Origin of the sequence: Herbiconiux sp. (genome assembly GCF_023264855.1) — a bacterium.
Lineage (GTDB): Bacteria > Actinomycetota > Actinomycetes > Actinomycetales > Microbacteriaceae > Herbiconiux.
Genome location: NZ_JAHFUW010000024.1, coordinates 18,167 through 35,618, shown reverse-complemented (window position 1 = coordinate 35,618; position 17,452 = coordinate 18,167). Strand labels below are relative to the sequence as shown.

The following is a 17,452-nucleotide window of genomic DNA, read 5'->3' as shown; positions in this document are numbered from 1 at the left end:
CCACCTCGGCGTAGCCTCGGAATGTGAGACGACTTGCGGATGCCCGCCCCCTCGTGATCGGACACCGCGGAGCCAGCGGCTACCGCCCGGAACATACCGCCTCGGCGTACGAGCTCGCCTTCGCCCTGGGAGCGGATGCGGTCGAGCCCGACATCGTGCTCTCCCGCGACGGCGTGGCGGTGGTGCGGCACGAGAACGAGATCTCCGGCACCACGGATGTCGCGTCGCGGCCCGAGTTCGCCGCGCGCCGCACCACGAAGCGCATCGACGGCGCCTCGCTCACCGGCTGGTTCACCGAGGACTTCACCTGGGCCGAGCTGCAGACCCTCCGCGCCGTGGAGAGGCTGCCGGCCGTCCGGCCCTCGAGCGCGAGCTTCGACGGGCGCTTCGGACTGCTGCGGCTGGCCGACGTGCTGCGGATCGCGGACGAGGCGTCGTCAGCCTCTTTCTCCTCCTCGACCCCGGCGGCCGGGAAGAAGGTGGTCGTCGAGCTCAAGCACGCGACCTATTTCGAGTCGATCGGGATGCCGTTGGCCGAACTCGTGGCCGGCGAGCTGGCTTCATCCGGCTGGTCGGATCGAGGAGGGCGGCTGGTGATCGAGTCGTTCGAGAAGACGCCGTTGCTCGCTCTGAGGGGCACGGGCCTCCCCGCGCACTACACGTATCTGGTCGAGGGCTCGGGGAGCGCATTCGATGCCGTCGCGCGGCACGGCTCGAAGGCTCCGACGTACGCCGAGGAGCTCACGGACGAGGGGTTGCGTGCTCTGGCCGGCCTCGTCGACGGCATCAGCGTGGACAAGGCGATGATCCTCCCGCGCGATGCCGCCGGAGCGGCGCACCGGGCATCCGACCTGGTCGATCGGGCTCACGCCGCCGGGTTGGACGTGTTCACCTGGACACTGCGGGCCGAGAACCGTTTTCTGCCGAAGAACTACCGCATCGGCAAGGCTGCGGGCGCGTTCGGGCGCTGGGAGGACGAGTTCCGGGCCATCCTCGCGAGCGGGGTGGACGGCGTGTTCGCCGACCAGCCCGATCTGGCCCTGGCCGCATGCGGCAGCGTCGGTGGTGCGCCGTAAACTTGCCTCAGCATGAGCGAAACCACCGAATCGACACCCAGCGTCCGTCCCATCGTGGTCGGCGGCCCCGGCTCCGGCACCGGCACCGGCCCTGACGGTGTCGAAGACGAACTGCTCGACGGGCTGAACCCGGAGCAGCGCGAAGCCGTGGTCTACCGCGGGCCGGCACTGCTCATCGTGGCCGGTGCCGGCAGTGGGAAGACGCGCGTGCTCACCCACCGCATCGCGAGCCTGATCAAGGGCGGCGAGGCCTGGCCGAGCCAGATCCTCGCCATCACGTTCACGAACAAGGCCGCCGCCGAGATGCGCGAGCGCGTCGGGGCCCTGCTCGGGGGCGTGGCCGAGGGGATGTGGATCTCGACCTTCCACTCCGCGTGCGTGCGCATCCTGCGCCGCGAGGCCGAGAACTTCGGGTTCACCAAGAGCTTCACGATCTACGACTCGGCCGATTCGCGGGCTCTGATCAAACGCATCATCAAAGACCTGCAGGCCGACACCTTCGGCTTCACCGTCTCCTCGGTGCAGGGCAAGATCTCCAAGCTCAAGAACGAGCTCTCGGATGCCGACAGCTACGCCCGGCAGGCGAACTTCTCCGACCCGCAGGATGCGATCTTCGTCGAGATGTTCCGCGCGTACACGCGGGCGCTCCGCGACGCGAACGCCTTCGACTTCGACGATCTGATCAGCCAGACGGTGTTCTTGTTCCGGGCCTTCCCGCAGGTGGCGGAGAAGTACCAGCGCCGGTTCCGGCACATCCTCGTGGACGAGTACCAAGACACCAACCACGCCCAGTACGCCCTCATCCGCGAGCTCACCCGCCCGCCCCAGTCGAACGAGCTCTCCGGCATGGCCGCGTTCGCCGGCGGAGGGGCCTCGCTCACCGTGGTGGGCGACTCCGACCAGTCGATCTACGCCTTCCGCGGCGCCGACATCCGCAACATCGTGGAGTTCGAGCGCGACTTCCCGGGCGCCACGGTGGTGCTGCTCGAGCAGAACTACCGCTCCACGCAGAACATCCTCTCCGCGGCCAACGCGGTCATCTCGAACAACTTCGACCGCAAAGACAAGAAGCTCTGGACGGCCGTGGGCGACGGCGAGAAGATCATCGGCTTCACGGGCTACTCGGGGCACGACGAGGCGCAGTTCGTGGCCGACCAGATCCAGAAGCTGCACGAGGAGGGCATGGCGTACAACCAGATCGCCGTGTTCTACCGCACCAACTCGCAGACCAGAGCGCTGGAAGAGATCTTCATCCGCTCGGCGCTGCCGTACCGGGTGCTGGGCGGCACGAAGTTCTACGAGCGCGCCGAGATCAAAGACGTGATGGCCTACCTCACCGCGGTGGCGAACCCGTTCGACGGGCTGGCGCTGCGGCGCATCCTGAACACCCCCAAGCGCGGCATCGGGCCGGCCACCGAGACCGCGCTCGCCTCGTTCGCCGAGCGCGAGGAGGTCAGCTACCGCGAGTCGATGCGCCGGGCGACCGAGCTCTCGCTCGGCCCCAAGGTGACCGGCGCCATCCTGCAGCTCGCGGCTCTGCTCGACGAGGCGACCGAGCTGCTCGATCCGGAGCGCACCGGGGGAGAAGCCCCGGTGAGCGAGGTGCTGACGCTGCTGATGGAGAAGAGCGGGTACGTGACTGCGCTGCGGGCCAGCCGCGATCCGCAAGACGAGGCCCGCGCCGAGAACGTGGAAGAGCTTCTGGCCGTCACCAAGGAGTTCAACCGCAACAATCCCGACGGCACGTTGATCGACTTCCTCACAGAGGTCTCGCTGGTGGCCGCGGTCGACGACCTCGACGACACCAGCGGCACGGTCTCGCTGATGACGCTGCACACGGCCAAGGGCCTGGAGTACGACGCCGTGTTCCTGACCGGGGTGGAAGAAGACCTGCTGCCGCACCGGATGTCGGCGGGCGAACCCGGTGGGCCGGCCGAGGAGCGCCGGTTGTTCTACGTGGGCATCACCCGCGCGCGCAAGAGGCTGTACATCTCGCTCGCGATGACCCGGGCGCAGTTCGGCGAGACCGCCGTGGCGATGCCGAGCCGGTATCTGCAGGAGATTCCCGCCGAGCTGATGGACTGGATCCAGTCGCCCGGGATGGCGACCTCGCGCGGTGGCTCGGAGCCGCGTGCGCTCAACGCCTCGCGCGGCGGCTCGTACGGCGGCCGATCCGGAGGCGGTTCGCGCTGGAACAGCGACTCGAACTTCGGCCTGCCCCCTGCACCGCCCCGCCCCAAGACCGAGTGGGCGAACCGGGTCACCGGGCAGGTGCGCGACAACGGCGACCTCGAGCTGCAGCCCGGTGACCGCATCAAGCACGTCGACTTCGGCGAGGGGCGGGTGAACCAGGTCACAGGCGAAGGCTCGAAGCGGGTGGCCCACGTGCAGTTCGACGCCGCCGGGCCCAAGAAGCTGCTGATCAAGATCGCCCCGATCGAGAAGGTCTGACCGACCCGGTCGACTTGCGAGTTCGGGCTCTATTCCTGCGGAAATAGAGCCCGAACTCGCAAACCGGCGAGCTGTCATCCTCAGCGCCAGCGTCTGGCGGTGAGACCGAGGCCGGCGAGCCCGGCGATGACCCCCAGCACCGACCACGCGGTGGCGAGGGCCGATGGGCCGATGCTGCGGCCGGTGCTCGCCAGAGCGGCGACCGGAGCCGGCGTGCTGCCGGCGGGCGGCGAGGGCGGCATCGGCGAGGCCGTAGGGGTCGGCGGCGTGCTCGTCGGGGGCGCCGGCGGCGGGGGAGTCGACGTCGGCGGCGTCGGCGCGGTGAGGGACACCGACTCCGCGTCGTGCACCACCGCGTCGGAGAACGGCGGGATCAGCGCGAGTGCCACGAGCGAGGCGCCGGCTTCCGGCTCCGCCACTGTTCCGGCCTCGCCGTGGTCGTCAGCCGCCGAACCGGCGGCGACCTTCGGCACGGTGGGGCCGCTGCCCCGGGAGGAGTACACGAAGTAGTAGTGGCCCGGTTCGCGCACGGGGACACAGTCGCTGTGATGGATGCCGTCGTGGTCGACGAGCGTGCTCACCCGGCCGGCGACCGGGAAGCTCTCCCAGCCCGACGGGATGCTCTCGGGAGTGGGGGCCTCCGGCAGCGGGCCGAGCAGAGTGGAGACGACGGTGATGCCGGGCGCCCCGGTGGGGAAGCCGCTGACCGACAGCGAGTCGGACACGCAGCCCGCAGCACTCAGATCGTGTGCGGAGGCGACGGTCTCGATGCGCGGAGCAGCCGGTACGACGGTCGTCTCCGAGGCCACGCCGAACGCGGAGCGCCAGCCCTGGAGCCGCCCTCCGCCCCGGTCGGTCGGAGTGCGCACCGGATCGATCAAGTCGGTCCAGACGTAGTACCCGGCCGCCGGGACGACGCACGGGTTCGACCGGTAGTCGCCCGGCCCGCCCTCGACCGTCAGCTCCACCCGGCACACCTCGGGGGCGCCATCCGGCACCTCGGCGCTCTCGCCGGGCCGCACGACGAACGGGCCGTACAGCACGCTCTGGATGACGACGGGGATCGGATCCATCGAGCCGTCACGCGCGCGGTAGACGCCCCACTGTGCGCCGGTCGGCGAGGAGGGGTGCACCTCGAGGTGCAGATCGTCCGTCAGCGTCGACCCGGGTTCGGCGACCTGGGCGCTCGTGTTCGTCTGCACCCGGGGCCGGAACGGCAGCGCGCTCGGCCCGGACGCGGTCGCCGAGGCCCGCACCTCCATCTCGTACGGCTGGGAGACGAGCAGGTTCTGGCTTCCGCCCGTGTTGCGGCCCAGCCGGAAGTCGTCTCCGTAGGGCAGATTCGGGTAACCGACCTCGACGGTGACCGACTCGGTGGCCCCCTTCTGGTCGGCTGTGAAGTACGCCGTCGCGCCGTTCGCGACCTTGGCACTGCGGCTCCCGTTGGCGAAGGTGGCGCCGTGCAGCGTCATCGTGCCGGGGTACGAGTAGATCGGCAGCACGACCGGGCCGGACAGGTAGTCGACCGTGAGGTCGGGACGCGCGCTGCCGGAGGCGCCGTCGAGCGTGAGCGCGATCGCCACCGAGGCTCCGCGCGAGGCGCCGTTCGTGCCGTTCGCCAACGCGAGCATGTGATTCGCGGCCCCCAGCACCAGATCGGCATCGGCGTTGGCCCGCTGCGCGAAGTACGCCTGGTCGTGACCGGCCAGCCCCGTCACCGTCCAGGTGGCCAGCTGCCCCGCGGCGGCCGTGAGCGGATCGCCGGGGGAGCCCCAGTGGCGGGAGAGATAGGCGAGGCGCGCGGAGTCGTCGGCGGAGAACCATCCGCTCTCCGAGCCGTCGGCGTAGTCGATGCCGGCACCGGTAGGCGGCGGCTTCTCGACATCGATGCAGTAGCCCGAGCGGCCGTCGTCGAGCGCGTAGTCCCCGATCCACGAGGTGTGGTCTTTCGCCCAGAACACCCCCTGGCCGTGGGCGACGGCCTGAACGGCGAAGGCGGGAAGGGCGGTGCCGAGAGCGGCGGCGGGCAGCGCCAGGAGCGCGGCGGCGGTGGCGGCGAGGAGCACGAGGAATGGTCGTTTCATGCCCTCAGCGTCGGCGAAAGGCGCGCCGCTCGGCGCGTCGAGGGCGGATCTGTGGATGGATCCGGCCGGAGCCCCGCCTGTGGACGACGAGCGGCCCTCCGCCACGGGGGTAGAGTGCTAGATGGTGTCCGGAGCGATGGAGGGGACACTCCTTTTGTCGCGCCGTCAGTCACGCCCTGCGAAATCCCCTGCAGGACGACGAGTTGAAAGCGGATTGGAAGACCAGCGTGGATCTATTCGAGTACCAGGCCCGAGACCTCTTTGAAAGCTACGGGGTTCCCGTGCTTCCGGGCATCATCGCCGATACCCCCGACGAGGTGAAAGCAGCGGCCGAGAAGCTCGGCGGCGTCACCGTGGTGAAGGCCCAGGTCAAGGTCGGAGGCCGCGGCAAAGCCGGCGGCGTGAAGGTCGCAAAGAACCCGGAGGCCGCCTACGAGGCCGCCCAGTCCATCCTCGGCCTCGACATCAAGGGCCACGTCGTCAAGCGCGTCATGGTCGCCGGCGGCGCCCGGATCGCCGAGGAGTTCTACTTCTCGGTGCTGCTGGACCGCGCCAACCGCTCCTACCTCTCGCTCACCAGCTACGAGGGCGGCATGGAGATCGAGCAGCTCGCCGTCGAGCGCCCCGAGGCCCTCGCCCGCATCGAGGTCGACCCGATCAAGGGCATCGACCTCGAGACCGCGAAGCAGATCGCCGTGGACGCGAAGTTCCCGGCCGAGCTGGTCGACAAGGTCGCTCCCGTGTTCGTGAAGCTGTGGGAGGTCTACAAGGGCGAGGACGCGACCCTGGTCGAGGTCAACCCGCTCGTGCTCACCGAGGAGGGCGAGATCGTCGCCCTCGACGGCAAGGTGTCGCTCGACGAGAACGCCGGCTTCCGCCACCCGAACCACGAGGCGCTCGAAGATGCCGAAGCGGCCGACCCGCTCGAGGCCAAGGCCAAGAAGAACGACCTCAACTACGTGAAGCTCGACGGCGAGGTCGGCATCATCGGCAACGGTGCCGGGCTCGTGATGTCGACGCTCGACGTGGTCTCCTACGCCGGTGAGAAGCACGACGGTGTGAAGCCGGCCAACTTCCTCGACATCGGCGGCGGAGCATCCGCTCAGGTGATGGCCAACGGCCTCGACGTCATCCTCGGCGACCCACAGGTGAAGTCGGTCTTCGTCAACGTCTTCGGCGGCATCACCGCCTGCGACGCCGTGGCGAACGGCATCGTCGGCGCCCTCGAGGTGCTCGGCGACACCGCCACCAAGCCGCTGGTCGTGCGGCTGGACGGCAACAAGGTCGAGGAGGGGCGCGCCATCCTGGAGAAGGCCGCCCACCCGCTCGTGACCCTGGCCCTGACGATGGACGACGGCGCCGACAAGGCCGCCGAGCTCGCCGCCGCGGCGAAGTAAGTAGAGGACGAGAGACATGTCGATTTTTCTGAACAAGGACTCCAAGGTCATCGTCCAGGGCATCACCGGCGGTGAGGGCACCAAGCACACCGGCCTGATGCTCGCCGCGGGTACCCAGGTCGTCGGCGGCGTCAACGCCCGCAAGGCCGGCACCACCGTCACACATGGCGACGTCGAGCTGCCCGTCTTCGGCACGGTCGCCGAGGCCATCGAGAAGACCGGCGCCGACGTGTCGATCGCCTTCGTGCCCCCCGCCTTCTCGAAGGACGCGATCATCGAGGCCATCGACGCCGAGATCCCGCTGCTGGTCGTCATCACCGAGGGCATCCCCGTGCAGGACTCGGCCGAGGCCTGGGCCTACGCCAAGGCCAAGGGCAACAAGACCCGCATCATCGGCCCGAACTGCCCCGGCATCATCACGCCCGGTGAGTCGCTGGTGGGCATCACGCCCAACAACATCACCGGCAAGGGCCCGATCGGCCTCGTGTCGAAGTCGGGCACCCTGACCTACCAGATGATGTACGAGCTGCGTGACCTCGGCTTCTCGACGGCCATCGGCATCGGCGGCGACCCGATCGTGGGCACCACCCACATCGACGCGCTCGCCGCGTTCGAGGCCGACCCCGAGACGAAGGCGATCGTGATGATCGGCGAGATCGGCGGCGACGCCGAAGAGCGCGCGGCCGAGTTCATCAAGGCTAACGTCACCAAGCCGGTCGTCGGCTACGTCGCCGGCTTCACCGCTCCCGAGGGCAAGACGATGGGCCACGCCGGCGCCATCGTCTCCGGCTCGGCCGGTACCGCTCAGGCCAAGAAGGAGGCCCTCGAGGCCGCTGGCGTGCGCGTCGGCAAGACCCCGAGCGAGACCGCAGCGCTGCTGCGCGAGGTCTACGCCGCGCTGTGATTGTTGCTGGGAGCGCCGGGCTACGCTCGGCGCGCCCAGGTCGCGCCGGTCCCTGCCCGGCGCGACGCGACATGTGAGCGCGCGGTCGGAGGACGCGGCCTGCGGTCGCATCCTCCGACCACACGCTCACCTCGGGTCGTCGAGTACGGCCCGTTGGCTATGGATCACGGATCCCATTGGCTTTGGATTACTGGCTTTGGATTGCGGATGATGTGCGTGCGGTGCGACTGCGCTCTGCTGCCAGAATGGTGGGGTGACGACGGACACCAGGAGTGAGGCTTCGCAGGGGCTGTATCGGCGGCTGCGGCATGAGCTGGTGACACCCGAGTCGATCTACGGGACGTTGATCACGAGCGCCCTGATCGTGATCGTGGAAGACGGCGAGAGCGACTTCGACCTGCTCGCCACCGTCGCGGCCACCAGCTTCGTGTTCTGGATCGCCCACGTGTTCGCCTTCACCGTGGCCAACCACGGGAAGCGCGACGGCCGCGACATCCCGATCGGCGAGGCGCTCGCGAACGCGGTGCGGCACTCCGCGGGGCTGCTGCTCGCCGCCGTCCTGCCCATCAGCATGCTCGCGCTCGGCGCGCTCGGCCTCGTCTCCGAGGCCCTCGCCTACTACCTCGCCCTGCTGATCGGCGTGGTGCTGCTGTTCGTGCTCGGCCTGCTCGCCTTCGCCGAGCGCGGCGCACGCTGGTACTCGTGCCTGTTCGCCGGTTTCGTGACCGCATTGCTCGGTGTCGCCGTGATCCTGCTGAAGGCCGCCTTCCACTGAGGCCGCGCACGGGCGCGGCGATACTCCCGGCCGCATCCGGATGCCCTGCGTGCCGCCAGGATCGTCGCTGCGGCGGAGGGTAGGCTCGGCCGAGCATGAATCGCCCAGTCACCGCTCTGCTCGCCGCGCTCGACGCGGTCATCGTCGTCGCGATCGGTGTCGGCATCCCGCTCGTTCCGCTCACCATCCTCTGGGCCACGCAGTTCGGCCTGGCCATCGACTGGCTCGCCTTCTGGCGCGCCTCGGCCGACCTCTGGCTGCTCGGCAACGGAGTCGACCTGCTGCTGACGGTCGATCCGGATCTCGCGCTCCGACTCGCGCTGGAGGGCGCGGGCGTGCCGTTCGAAGTGGGCATCGCACCGCTCGGACTCGCCCTGATCACCGTGCTGCTCGGGGTGCGTGCCGGCCGCCGGCTGACGGCGACAACGTATCCCGTCACCGCCGCCGTGGTCGGCACCTTCGCCATGGGAGTGCTCTCGCTGCTGGTGTGCCTGAGCGCGCGCGAGGAGGCTGCGCTGCCCTCGGTGCTGCAGAGCATCCTGTTCCCGGCGGGCGTGTACGCCCTCGGGATGGCGGTCGGTGCGGCCTGGACGGCCCGGCGTGCCCCGGCGCTCGAACTCGGGCCCTCCTCGGGCATCCGCCGCCGCTGGCGGGCCCGCCTGGATCAGATCGACGAGGGCGATCGCGGTCTCGTGGCCCTGGTGCTGCGCGCCGGGGCACTGGCCGCGGCCGGCGTGATCGCGCTCTCCGCGATGGCCATGGCGCTCATCCTGGTGGTCAACTTCTCGTCGATCGTGTCACTCTACGAGAGCCTGCAGGCGGGCCTCGTGGGAGGGATCTCGCTCACCGTCGCCCAGCTCGCCCTGCTGCCGAACATGATCGTCTGGACGGCGTCGTGGTTCGTCGGCCCCGGCTTCGCGATCGGCGCCGGCTCGGCGGTCTCCCCGCTCGGCACGCAACTCGGCCTCGTGCCCGCGCTGCCCGTGCTCGGAGCGCTGCCGCAGGGCACGCCGGCGCTCGGCTTCGTGGGACTGCTGGTGCCGGTGGTCGTGGGCTTCGCCACGGCGGCGGTGCTTCGGCCGGTGTTCCTCAGGCATGTCCGCGGGCGAGAGGGGCAGGGGCGGATCGTACGGATGGTGCTCGTGGCCGCCGGTGCCGGAGCGGTGGGGGCGAGCATCCTGGCCCTGCTGGCGCTCTGGTCGGGAGGGGCGGCGGGCCCCGGGCGTCTGGCCGAGGTGGGTCCGGATGCGGGATGGGTGTGGCTGTGGGCGTTCGTGGAGTTCTCGATCCCGATGCTGCTGGGGCTGGTGGCGGGCGCGACATCCCGGGCGGGAGCCGGCGCGACCGGCGGATCGGAGCCGTTCCGCGCGCCGGATACACTGTGACGGTGCTTTCCCTCCTCGTGCTGATCTCCGGGGGAGGCTCGAATCTGCGGGCGCTCCTGGAAGCCTCCCGCGACGGCGCGTATCCCGCGCGGATCATCGCGGTCGGCTCCGACACCGACGCCCCGGGCCTGGCCCACGCCGAGGAGTTCGAGATCCCCTCCTTCACCGTCGTGCCGAGCGCGTTCGCCTCGCGGGACGAGTGGGGGCGCGAGCTTCTCGAGCAGATCGAGCGCTGGTCGCCCGACCTCGTGGTGTGCGCCGGATTCATGCGCATCCTGCCGCCCGTCGTCGTGTCGGCGCTCACGCCCCGACTCATCAACACGCATCCGGCCCTGCTGCCCGCGTTCCCGGGAGCGCACGCGGTGCGCGACGCCCTGGCCGCGGGTGTCGACACCACCGGAGTCACCGTGCACGTGATCGACGAAGGCGTCGACACCGGGCCGGTCATCGTGCAACAAGCGGTGCCGGTGCTTCCCGGAGACACCGAGCACGCCCTGCACGAACGCATCAAGGTCGTCGAACGCGAGCTGCTGGTCGCAGCGGTGCTCGACATCGCCCACGGAGAAGTCGATCTCGAGGAGATAGCAGCACGATGAGTGGCCCCCAGCACGACCCGAACCTGTACACGCACCGCGACGTGGTGCCCCTCACCCGGGCGCTGATCTCGGTCAGCGACAAGACCGGGCTGGTCGAGCTCGTGCAGGCGCTCTCCGCCGCCGGCGTCGAGATCGTGTCGACCGGCTCGACCGCCAAGACCATCGCCGAGGCGGGCGTCGCCGTCACCGAGGTCTCCTCCGTCACCGGATTCCCCGAGTCGCTCGACGGGCGCGTCAAGACGCTTCACCCGGGCGTGCACGCCGGCATCCTGGCCGATCTGCGCCTGGAGTCGCACAAGCACCAGCTCGAGGAGCTGGGCATCCGCCCCTTCGACCTCGTGGTGGTGAACCTCTACCCGTTCCGCGAGACGGTCGCCTCGGGCGCGGCTCCGGATGCCGTGATCGAGCAGATCGACATCGGCGGGCCGGCGCTCGTGCGGGCCTCGGCGAAGAACTTCGCGAACGTGGCGATCGTGGTATCGCCCTCGCGCTACTCCGACGTGGTGGCGGCGCTCGGCGCAGGCGGGACCGGACTCGAGGTGCGGCGCGGGCTCGCCGCCGAGGCCTTCGCGCACACCGCCTCGTACGACACCGCCGTCGCCGGCTGGTTCGCCGAGCAGCTGGGCGGGAGCGGCTCTGCGCTCGCGGCCGCCGAGGCTACCGAGGCTCCGGTGGCGGGCACGTCGACGGATGCCGAGGCCGGTTTCCCCGACGAGCTCACCGTCACGGTCGCCAAGTCCGCATCCCTGCGCTACGGCGAGAACTCGCACCAGCAGGCGGCCATCTACGCCGCCGCCGGCGGCCACGGCATCGCCCAGTCGGTGCAGCTGCACGGCAAGGAGATGTCGTACAACAACTACGTCGACGCGGATGCGGCCGTGCGCGCCGCCTACGACTTCGCCGAGCCGGCCGTCGCCATCATCAAGCACGCCAACCCCTGCGGCATCGCCGTGGCGGATGCGGGGCTCTCCGACGCGCTGGCGATCGCGAACGCGCACGCCAAGGCGCACGCCTGCGACCCGCTCTCGGCCTTCGGCGGCGTCATCGCCGCGAACCGCACGGTGACGCTCGCGATGGCCGAGACGGTGAAGGACATCTTCACCGAGGTGCTGATCGCCCCCGCGTTCGAGGGCGAGGCGCTCGAACTGCTGAAGACGAAGAAGAACCTGCGTCTCCTCACCCTGCCCGAGGGCTACGGCCGCGAGGGCGTCGAGCTCCGTCAGATCAGCGGCGGCTTCCTGGCGCAGACCCCCGACGGGTTCGCCGACCTCGACCCGTCGACCTGGCAGCTGGTCTCGGGCGAGGCCGCCGACGAGGCCACCTTCGCCGACCTCGTGTTCGCCTGGAAGGCGTGCCGCTCGGTGAAGTCGAACGCCATCCTCCTGGCCTCGGGCGGAGCATCCGTCGGTGTGGGGATGGGACAGGTGAACCGGGTGGACTCGTGCCACCTCGCCGTGAACCGGGCGGGGGAGCGGGCTGCGGGCTCGGCTGCCGCGTCGGATGCGTTCTTCCCGTTCGCCGACGGGCTGGAGGTGCTGCTGGCCGCGGGCGTGCGCGCCGTGGTGCAGCCCGGTGGGTCGGTGCGGGACGCCGAGGTGATCGAGGCCGCGCAGGCGGCCGGCGCCACGATGTACTTCACCGGCGAGCGTCACTTCTTCCACTAGACACCCGCAACTCCCGCTCAGGTGCCATCCTCTAAGGTCGTCACTATGTCCCAATTCCGGCTTCGGTCTGTGACCGCATCGGCGGCCGCTGCGGCCGCCATCGCCGTGATCGCCCTCGCGGCGGCCGACCTGGCGTACTTCGTGGCCAACGCCCAGAACGCCCAGGTGTTCACGGTGTACAGCGTGTACTTCCTGAACGCGACGCTGCTGCTGTTCCTGTTCTCGGCGATCTTCGGACTGGTGGGGGCCTATCGGCGCTGGTACACGGCGCTGATCGCCGGGCTGGCGTCGGGCGTCGTCGCCACGCTCGTGGGAACCGGGCTCGGGGCTCTGTCGGTCGGTGTGGGCGTCGGCGACATGATCGCGCCGCTGTTCGGCACGCTCGTGGGCAACAACCTCATCTTCGTGCTGGCCGCGGTGCTGGCATCCGTCACCCTGGGCCGTCGCATCCACGGCCGCATCGCCATCACCGAGGAGCAGGAGGTGCTGCGCAAGAAGTACGTGCTCGTGCGCCGGCCCTCCGCGTCGCTCGCCGACGGCATCGTCACCCACATCGACAAGAGCGAGGTCGATCTCGAGCTCGCCAAGGATCAGTGGGAGAGCTACGTGGCGGCGCTCACCGGCGCCGGCTGGGTTCCGGTCGAGATCCCGGTGGCCGACGACCTGCCCGACTCGGTGTTCATCGAAGACTCCGTGGTCATGTTCGGTGCGCTCGCCGTGCTCGGCAATCCGGCGGCAGAGACCCGCGTGGACGAGATCCCCGAGGTCGAAGACGGCGTGACCGCTCTCGGCATCGAGGTCACCCGCATCGAGAAGCCCGGCACCCTCGACGGCGGAGACGTGCTGAAGATCGGCACGACCGTGTACGTGGGCCGGGGCGATCGCACGAACTCCGACGGCATCCGGCAGCTGCGCAAGATCCTCGCCCCGCGCGGCTACTCGGTCGTCGCCGTGCCGGTCACCAAGGCGCTGCATCTGAAGAGCACCGTCACCGCCCTGCCCGACGGCACCGTCATCGGCTACCGGCCGCTCGTGGACGACCCGTTCATCTTCGACCGCTTCCTCGAGATGCCCGAACCCAGCGGCGCCCACGTGCTCGTGCTCGCCGACGACACCGTGCTCGTCGCCGCCTCGGCGCCCGAGTCGGCACGCCTGATCGAAGGCCTCGGCTACCGGGTCATCTCGGTCGACATCTCCGAGTTCGAGAAGCTCGAGGGCTGCGTGACCTGCCTCTCGGTGCGCGTGCGCTGAACCCCTGCTGAGCGCACGGCGAGCTTGCGGACTGCCCGGCACTGCCCTTAGTCTGTAAGGCTGCCGCGACGCCATCCGCCCCGAAACGGGGGTGGTTCGGCATGCCCCGACGACCAGGATCGGGGAATCAGCGCGCAGCGCTGCGTCGTGTCACGAGCACGCGCACAGGTGTGAGGAACAGGAAATGCCAGAAGTGTCGACGCCGGACGTCGCGGAGACCACGACCGCGGGAACCGTGGCGACGCTGTCGCGCCTGCGCCCGTACGCCGCGAAAGCCCTCCCGCGCATCTACCTCGCCATGGTGGTGACGCTGCTGGCCAGCGCCGTGGCCCTCACCATCCCGCAGGTTCTTCGGTGGCTGGTCGACGGCCCGCTGGCCGACGGCGACGTGACCCAGCTCTGGATCGCCTTCGGCATCGTGCTCGGTCTCGGCGTGCTCGAAGCCATCCTGATCGGACTGAGGCGCGCCCTCGTGCTCACTCCGGGCACTCACGTCGAAGCCCGGATGCGCAACGCGCTCTTCGCGCACCTGCAAGACCTGCCGGTCTCCTTCCACGACCGCTGGCCGAGCGGGCAGCTGCTCTCGCGCGCCGTCAGCGACCTCAACCTGATCCGCCGCTGGCTGGCGTTCGGGCTGGTGCTGCTGGTCGTGAATGTGCTGACCCTGATCGGCGGCCTGATCATCATGGTCACCCTGAACTGGGTGCTCGGGCTCATCTTCGCCGCCGCCGCGGTGCCGGTGATCGCCTACGGCTTCTCGTTCGAGCGCAAGTACTCCGACGTCGCCCGCCGCAGTCAAGACCAGGCCGGCGACCTCGCCACCAGCGTGGAGGAGTCGGTGCACGGCATCCGCGTGCTCAAGGCCTTCGGCCGCGGCCGCTACGCCCTCAAGCGCTTCGAGAACCAGGCCGAGCAGCTGCGCGGCACCGAGATCGAGAAGGCCAAGGCCATCGCCGGCATCTGGCTCTACCTCACCCTGATTCCGGACCTGGCCTTCGGCGTGTGCCTCGTGGTGGGCGTGTGGCTCGCCTCCACCGGACAGTCGTCGGTGGGCGAGCTGGTGGCGTTCTTCGCCACCGCCACCGTGCTGCTGTTCCCGATCTGGTCGATGGGGTACTTCTTGGCCATGACACTGGATGCGAAGACCGCGACCCTGCGCTTCTTCGAGGTGATGGACTCCGAGAACACGATCACCGATCCGGCCGCCCCGGTGACGATCGAGGGCGGCGCCGGCGAGCTGGTGTTCGACGACGTGCACTTCCGGTACCAGGATGCGCCCGCCGCCTTCCCCGATCTCATCGACGGCGTGTCACTCACCGTGCGTCCCGGCGAGACGATGGCACTGGTGGGGCTCACCGGATCCGGCAAGTCGACGCTCACGGCCCTCACCACGCGGCTCTACGACGTGACCGGCGGGGCGGTGCGCGTCGACGGCGCCGACATCCGTTCGCTCAGCCGCGCAGATCTGCGCACCCGCATCGCGATGGCCTTCGAGGAGGCCACGCTGTTCAGCACGACGGTGCGCGAGAACGTGCTGCTCGGGCGACCGGATGCCACGGAGGCCGAGCTGCGCGAGGCGCTCGACATCGCCCAGGCCTCGTTCGTCGACGATCTGCCGCAGGGTCTGGACACCAAGGTCGGCGAAGAGGGGATGAGCCTGTCGGGTGGGCAGCGGCAACGTCTGGCACTCGCGCGGGCCATCGCGGCCCGGCCCAGCATCCTGGTGCTCGACGACCCGTTGTCGGCGCTCGACGTCGACACCGAGGCGCTCGTCGAGGCGGCGCTGCGGCGCGTGCTGGCCCGCACCACGGCGCTGATCGTGGCGCACCGGCCCTCGACGGTCGCGCTCGCCGACCGGGTGGCGCTGCTCGAGAACGGGCGGGTGACCGCGGTGGGCACCCACTCCGAGCTGCTCGCCACGAGTGAGCACTACCGCTTCGTCATCTCCAGCCTGGAGGGCGAGCGGGCGCCGCAGATGACCGAACTCGACCAGAAGGGAGCACGCTCATGAGCGACTCCGCCGTGCCCGGCGCCGCCGACCGCGGTGTCGAGGGCGTCGAGGGCGAGGAGCGCGACGACCTCAACAAGGCCGAGAGCGCGCAGATCCGGGCCCGCTCGCTGCGCCTGCTCGGCTCGCTGATCCGCCCGATGCGGGTGAAGCTCGCGCTCAGCATCTTCGTGGTGGTCATCAGCACCATCTCGCAGGTGGCGGGCCCCTCGATCATCGCGTACGGCATCGACACCGGGCTCCCCGCCCTGCTGAACGCCGACTGGATGCCGGTCTCGCTCGCGGGACTGGCCTACCTGCTCGCCGGCATCACGGGCGCGGGCCTGATCGCCTGGTTCACCGTGCTCTCGGCCCAGATCAGCCAGGCCATCCTGTTCGACCTGCGCCGCCGGGTGTTCCTGCACACGCAGCGCCTCAGCCTCGAGTTCCACGAGAGCTACACCTCGGGCCGCATCATCTCGCGCCAGACCAGCGACCTCGACGCCATCCGCGAGCTGCTCGACTCGGGCATCAACCAGCTCGTGCAGGGCGTGCTGTACATGGTGTTCACCGCGGTGGCGCTGTTCCTGCTCGACGTCGAGTCGGGCTTCATCCTGCTCGGCGCCCTGGTGCCGCTGGCCGTGCTCACGCGCTGGTTCCAGCTGCGCTCGCAGCGGTTGTTCCGGCGCACCCGAGTGGCCTCGGCGCGACTGATCGTGAAGTTCGTGGAGTCGATGACCGGCATCCGCGCGGTGAAGGCGTTCCGCACCGAGAAGCGCAACGAAGACGAGTTCGGTGGCCTGGTGGAGGGCCACCGCGAGACCAACGCGCGCGTGATCAAGGTGTTCGGCATCTACGACCCCGGGCTGGTGCTGATCGGCAACGTCGCGGTGGCCGTGGTGCTGCTCGTGGGCGGTTTCCGGGTGATCGACGGGGGAATGGAGATCGGCGTGCTGCTCGCGGCCGTGCTCTACACCCGGCGGTTCTTCGACCCCATGGAAGACATGGCGATGTTCTACAACGGCTACCAGAGCGCCACGGCGGCGCTGGAGAAGATCTCCGGCGTGCTCGAGGAGCGGCCGAGCGTGCCCGACCCGGAGCGCCCCGTCGACCTGTGGGCGGCATCCGGAGCGGTCGCCTTCGAAGCGGTCGACTTCGGCTACGTCGAAGACCGCCCCATCCTGCCGCCGTTCGACCTGCGGATCCCGGCCGGGCAGACCATCGCCCTGGTCGGGTCGACCGGGGCCGGCAAGTCGACGCTCGCGAAGCTGATCTCGCGCTTCTACGACCCGAGCCACGGGCGCATCACGCTCGACGACGTGGATCTGCGGGACCTGCATCCGAAAGACCTGCGTCGCGCCATCGTGATGGTGACCCAGGAGGCGTACCTGTTCTCCGGCACGGTGGCCGACAACATCGCGATCGGCAAGCCCGAGGCGAGTCGCGACGAGATCATCGAGGCGGCTCGGGCGGTCGGGGCGGACGAGTTCATCCGCGGCCTGCCCAACGGCTACGAGACCGACGTGAACAAGCGAGGCGGTCGTGTGTCGGCGGGGCAGCGGCAGCTGATCTCGTTCGCGCGGGCGTTCCTGGCGAACCCGGCCGTGCTCATCCTCGACGAGGCCACGGCCTCGCTCGACATCCCGAGCGAGCGCCTGGTTCAGGATGCGCTGCAGACCCTGTTGGCCGACCGCACGGCGGTCATCATCGCGCACCGGCTGTCGACCGTCTCGATCGCCGACCGGGTGCTCGTGATGGAGCACGGGCGGATCATCGAAGACGGATCGCCGGCCGAGCTGATCGGCGGCACCGGGCGCTTCGCCCAGCTTCACGCCTCGTGGCGGGAATCGCTGGTGTGAGACCGGAGCCCGCTGCGGGAACG

General features: G+C 69.9%; 12 protein-coding genes. 11 read left to right on the top strand and 1 reads right to left on the bottom strand.

From position 1 onward, the window contains the following. The first annotated feature begins 23 nt into the window (after window positions 1–23). Both Q0D75_RS11230 and Q0D75_RS11225 read left to right on the top strand, forming a co-directional pair. On the top strand, window positions 24–1,076 hold the full coding sequence (locus Q0D75_RS11230) for a glycerophosphodiester phosphodiesterase family protein (RefSeq protein WP_291053279.1): 1,053 nt from the start codon (window positions 24–26) through the stop codon (window positions 1,074–1,076). A gap of 12 nt (window positions 1,077–1,088) precedes the next feature. After that, complete coding sequence (locus tag Q0D75_RS11225; protein WP_291053276.1) at window positions 1,089–3,527, top strand: UvrD-helicase domain-containing protein; 2,439 nt, start codon at window positions 1,089–1,091, stop codon at window positions 3,525–3,527. An 80-nt stretch (window positions 3,528–3,607) separates the two neighbouring features. Here Q0D75_RS11225 and Q0D75_RS11220 read toward each other — a convergent pair whose 3' ends face one another. Further along, window positions 3,608–5,611: a hypothetical protein gene (locus Q0D75_RS11220; RefSeq protein ID WP_291053273.1), complete on the bottom strand. Its 2,004-nt coding sequence runs from the start codon at window positions 5,609–5,611 to the stop codon at window positions 3,608–3,610. 227 nt (window positions 5,612–5,838) lie between these two features. Here Q0D75_RS11220 and sucC point away from each other — a divergent pair, with 227 nt between their 5' ends. The 9 genes from sucC to Q0D75_RS11175 all read left to right on the top strand — a co-directional run bounded on the left by sucC (window position 5,839) and on the right by Q0D75_RS11175 (window position 17,429). Continuing rightward, entirely contained in the window at window positions 5,839–7,008 is a 1,170-nt protein-coding gene (sucC, locus tag Q0D75_RS11215) for an ADP-forming succinate--CoA ligase subunit beta (RefSeq protein WP_291053270.1), read from the top strand. A 16-nt stretch (window positions 7,009–7,024) separates the two neighbouring features. Beyond that, window positions 7,025–7,912 carry a succinate--CoA ligase subunit alpha gene (gene sucD, locus Q0D75_RS11210; RefSeq protein ID WP_291053267.1) on the top strand — a complete coding sequence of 296 codons (888 nt, stop codon included), beginning with the start codon at window positions 7,025–7,027 and terminating at the stop codon, window positions 7,910–7,912. Between the two features lie 253 nt (window positions 7,913–8,165). After that, the gene (locus Q0D75_RS11205) at window positions 8,166–8,687 is read left to right on the top strand and encodes a hypothetical protein (RefSeq protein ID WP_291053265.1); all 522 of its coding nucleotides are present in this window, start codon (window positions 8,166–8,168) and stop codon (window positions 8,685–8,687) included. A gap of 95 nt (window positions 8,688–8,782) precedes the next feature. Beyond that, a complete protein-coding gene (locus Q0D75_RS11200; RefSeq protein ID WP_291053262.1) occupies window positions 8,783–10,072 on the top strand; it encodes a DUF6350 family protein in 1,290 nt (429 codons plus the stop codon). A gap of 2 nt (window positions 10,073–10,074) precedes the next feature. Beyond that, window positions 10,075–10,668 carry a phosphoribosylglycinamide formyltransferase gene (purN, locus tag Q0D75_RS11195; RefSeq protein WP_291053261.1) on the top strand — a complete coding sequence of 198 codons (594 nt, stop codon included), beginning with the start codon at window positions 10,075–10,077 and terminating at the stop codon, window positions 10,666–10,668. After that, complete coding sequence (purH, locus tag Q0D75_RS11190) at window positions 10,665–12,332, top strand: bifunctional phosphoribosylaminoimidazolecarboxamide formyltransferase/IMP cyclohydrolase (protein WP_291053258.1); 1,668 nt, start codon at window positions 10,665–10,667, stop codon at window positions 12,330–12,332. The genes purN and purH overlap by 4 nt, the downstream gene beginning before the upstream one ends. A 69-nt stretch (window positions 12,333–12,401) precedes the next feature. Beyond that, entirely contained in the window at window positions 12,402–13,583 is a 1,182-nt protein-coding gene (gene ddaH / locus Q0D75_RS11185; protein WP_291053255.1) for a dimethylargininase, read from the top strand. Window positions 13,584–13,767: 184 nt separating this feature from the next. Continuing rightward, window positions 13,768–15,594, top strand: a complete 1,827-nt coding sequence (locus Q0D75_RS11180; protein ID WP_291053252.1) for an ABC transporter ATP-binding protein — start codon at window positions 13,768–13,770, stop codon at window positions 15,592–15,594. After that, window positions 15,591–17,429 carry an ABC transporter ATP-binding protein gene (locus Q0D75_RS11175; protein ID WP_291053250.1) on the top strand — a complete coding sequence of 613 codons (1,839 nt, stop codon included), beginning with the start codon at window positions 15,591–15,593 and terminating at the stop codon, window positions 17,427–17,429. Before Q0D75_RS11180 ends, Q0D75_RS11175 begins: the two co-directional genes overlap by 4 nt. The last annotated feature ends 23 nt before the right edge of the window (window positions 17,430–17,452 follow it).